Genomic DNA, 2770 nt, shown 5'->3' on the forward strand with positions numbered 1-2770 from the left:
GTCTTGATCTTGGTGGCGACGGGTCCGACCACCGCGTAGGACAGGAAGATGCCGAGGAAGGTGCCGACCAGGGCCGCGCCGATCAGGCCGCCGAGGATTTCCGGCGACTGGTCGAGCGCACCCATCGCCTTGACCACGCCGAGCACGGCGGCGACGATGCCGAGCGCTGGCAAGCCGTCCCCGACCGCCACCATTGCGTGATAGGCCTTCATCTTGTCGGACTTGATGGTCTGGATTTCCTCGTCCATCAGCGCCTCGATCTCGTGCGAGCGGGCATTGCCGATAATGATGATGCGACAGTAATCGCAGATGAAATTCGTCAGATCGTGATTCTTGAGTACGGTCGGAAAGGCCTGGAAGATCGCCGATTCCTCGGGATTGTCGATATGCGCCTCGACCTCGCTGCGCGACTTCGAGCGCAGTTCGCGCATCAGGCTGTGCAGCACGCCCAGTGTTTCCAGGTAGTTCTGTTCCTTCGGCACCGCCTGCTTGAACGCCTCGAGGATGGCCTTGCCGGTATCCTTGACCGTCTTCATCGGATTGGCGACAAGAAACGTGCCGAACGCGGCGCCGCAGATGACCACGGCTTCCCACGGCTGGACCAGCACGTGAAGATGGCCGCCCATGGCCATGAAGCCGCCAAGGACGCAGCCGAGCGTAACCACCAGTCCAATCAGAATGCCCACGAAAGGTCCTTCCGCATTTCACATCAGGCGTAAGGGATAGCTCCCGTGCCTTGTGTGAGGCTTGAATCGAAAGCGTCGGAGACGATTCAGTTTCGCGCAAGGAAGTGGGGGTATTGTGCTGGCATAGCTTCGGCCGGAGGCACGTCTTTGCTTAATACCTTTACCAGCTACCAGCTCATCACCAAGGACATCTCGAAGTCGCTCGACAGGATCGAGCAGCAGCCCGTGGTCGATCGCGATACCAAATATTATCTGGACAACATCACCAAGGTGAAATCGATCGACGATTTCGTCAAGAATGACCGTTTGTTCAAATATGCCATGAAGGCATACGGGCTCGAGGACATGGACTACGCCAAGGCCTTCATGGTCAAGGCACTTAAGGAAGGCGTCTCCGATCCTAACAGCTTCGCCAACAAGCTGACCGACAAGCGCTACGCCGAATTCGTCAGCGCCTTCAATTTCGCCGCCAACGGCGCCGATGCGACCATCTACAACAAGACGCAGCAGATGGTGACCAAGAACTACGCCACGCAGGCGAAAATCGCCGGCCTCGATCCGGATTCGGACTACGTGAAGGGCGAGACGACATACTATCTCGCCAACATCACCAAGGTGAAGTCGATCGACGATCTGATGTCGAACACCCGGCTCTACACATACGCGCTGGCGTCATTCGGCCTCGATTCGACGACCGAGGACAAGGACCTCATCAAGCGTGTTCTGCAAGGTGGCGTTCGCGACCCCGACAGCGTCGCCAACAAGATGACGGACAAGACCTACGCCGCGCTTGCCTCCGCCTTCAATTTCGAGGCCTATGGTGAGAACACCACCACCATCAATCCGGCGCAGCAGCCGACCGTCGACAAATACATGCGCCAGACCCTCGAAGAGGATGCCGGCCAGACCAACCAGGGCGTGCGGCTGGCGCTCTATTTCGATCGCAAGGCGCCGACCATCACCAGCTGGTACGACGTGCTGGCCGACACCGCCCTTGCCAGCGTCGTGCGCACCGTGCTCGGGCTGCCCGATTCCTTCGCCACCGCCGATGTCGACAAGCAGGCGCAGCTGTTCGAACAGAAACTCGACATCTCGGATTTCTCCGATCCCGAGAAGCTCGGCAAGTTCCTGACGCGCTTCACCAGCATGTACGAGATCAACAACCCGACCTCATCCGCCGTCACCTCGGTCAGCGTGCTGTTTGCCCAGCCGATCACGGTCGGCATCTCCACCGACCTGATGATGGCCATGCAGAAACTAAGGTTCTGAGATCATCATGCGGGACAGCCTGTACGTCGCCCTTTCCTCGCAGATCGCGCTCGAGCGTCGCCTCGACACGATCGCCGACAACGTCGCCAACGCCTCGACGATCGGCTTTCGCGCCACTGGCGTGAAGTTCGAGGACGTCGTGTCCGGCACCGGACCGAAATCGGTGTCCTTCGCCTCCTCTGGCAAGACCTATCTTTCCGGCGCCCACGGTGCTTTGAGCGAGACCGGCAATCCCTTCGATTTCGCCATTCAGGGCGATGCCTGGTTCGCCATCGATACGCCTGTCGGCACCGTCATGACCCGCGACGGGCGCTTTTCGATGAACGAGAACGGCGAACTGATGTCGATCGAGGGCCACCCGGTGCTCGATGCCGGCGGCTCGCCGATCCAGCTCGACCCGCGCAACGGTCCACCCAAGGCCGGGGCCGACGGTTCGCTGCGCCAGAACGATCAGCTTGTCGGCTCCATCGGTGTCTACAATTTCGATCCGGGCGAAAATTTCGTCCGCTACGGCAATTCCGGCATCGTTCCGGCGCGCACGCCTGAGCCTGTCACCGATCGCTCCGATATCGGCGTTGCCCAGGGTTTCCTCGAAGAGTCCAACGTCAATCCGGTGCTGGAAATCACCCGGCTGATCATGGTCCAGCGTGCCTTCGAGAACACCGCCGCCCTGATGCGGCAGACCGACTCCTCCACCGACGAGGCGATCAAGACGCTCGGCTCGAAATAGTCCATGTTGCTCGACCAGCCATCCCTGCGCGCACCCGAAAGACAGCTCCAGCCAGCGCCGGAAGACCGGCTTGCTGCGCTGGAAC

The 2770-nt window shown here is 60.2% G+C and carries 3 protein-coding genes; 2 read left to right on the plus strand and 1 reads right to left on the minus strand.

The window, feature by feature from the left end:
- The coding region (gene motA / locus EN935_RS30000) for a flagellar motor stator protein MotA (protein ID WP_127373920.1) at positions 1 to 686 on the minus strand (686 nt) is incomplete at its 3' end.
- 147 nt (positions 687 to 833) lie between these two features.
- Here motA and EN935_RS30005 point away from each other — a divergent pair.
- On the plus strand, positions 834 to 1955 hold the full coding sequence (locus tag EN935_RS30005; RefSeq protein WP_109659412.1) for a DUF1217 domain-containing protein: 1122 nt from the start codon (positions 834 to 836) through the stop codon (positions 1953 to 1955).
- A 7-nt stretch (positions 1956 to 1962) separates the two neighbouring features.
- On the plus strand, positions 1963 to 2685 hold the full coding sequence (gene flgF, locus EN935_RS30010) for a flagellar basal-body rod protein FlgF (RefSeq protein WP_109659410.1): 723 nt from the start codon (positions 1963 to 1965) through the stop codon (positions 2683 to 2685).
- Positions 2686 to 2770: the final 85 nt, after the last annotated feature.

This window comes from Mesorhizobium sp. M7D.F.Ca.US.004.03.1.1 (assembly GCF_003998635.1).
GTDB lineage: Bacteria > Pseudomonadota > Alphaproteobacteria > Rhizobiales > Rhizobiaceae > Mesorhizobium > Mesorhizobium loti.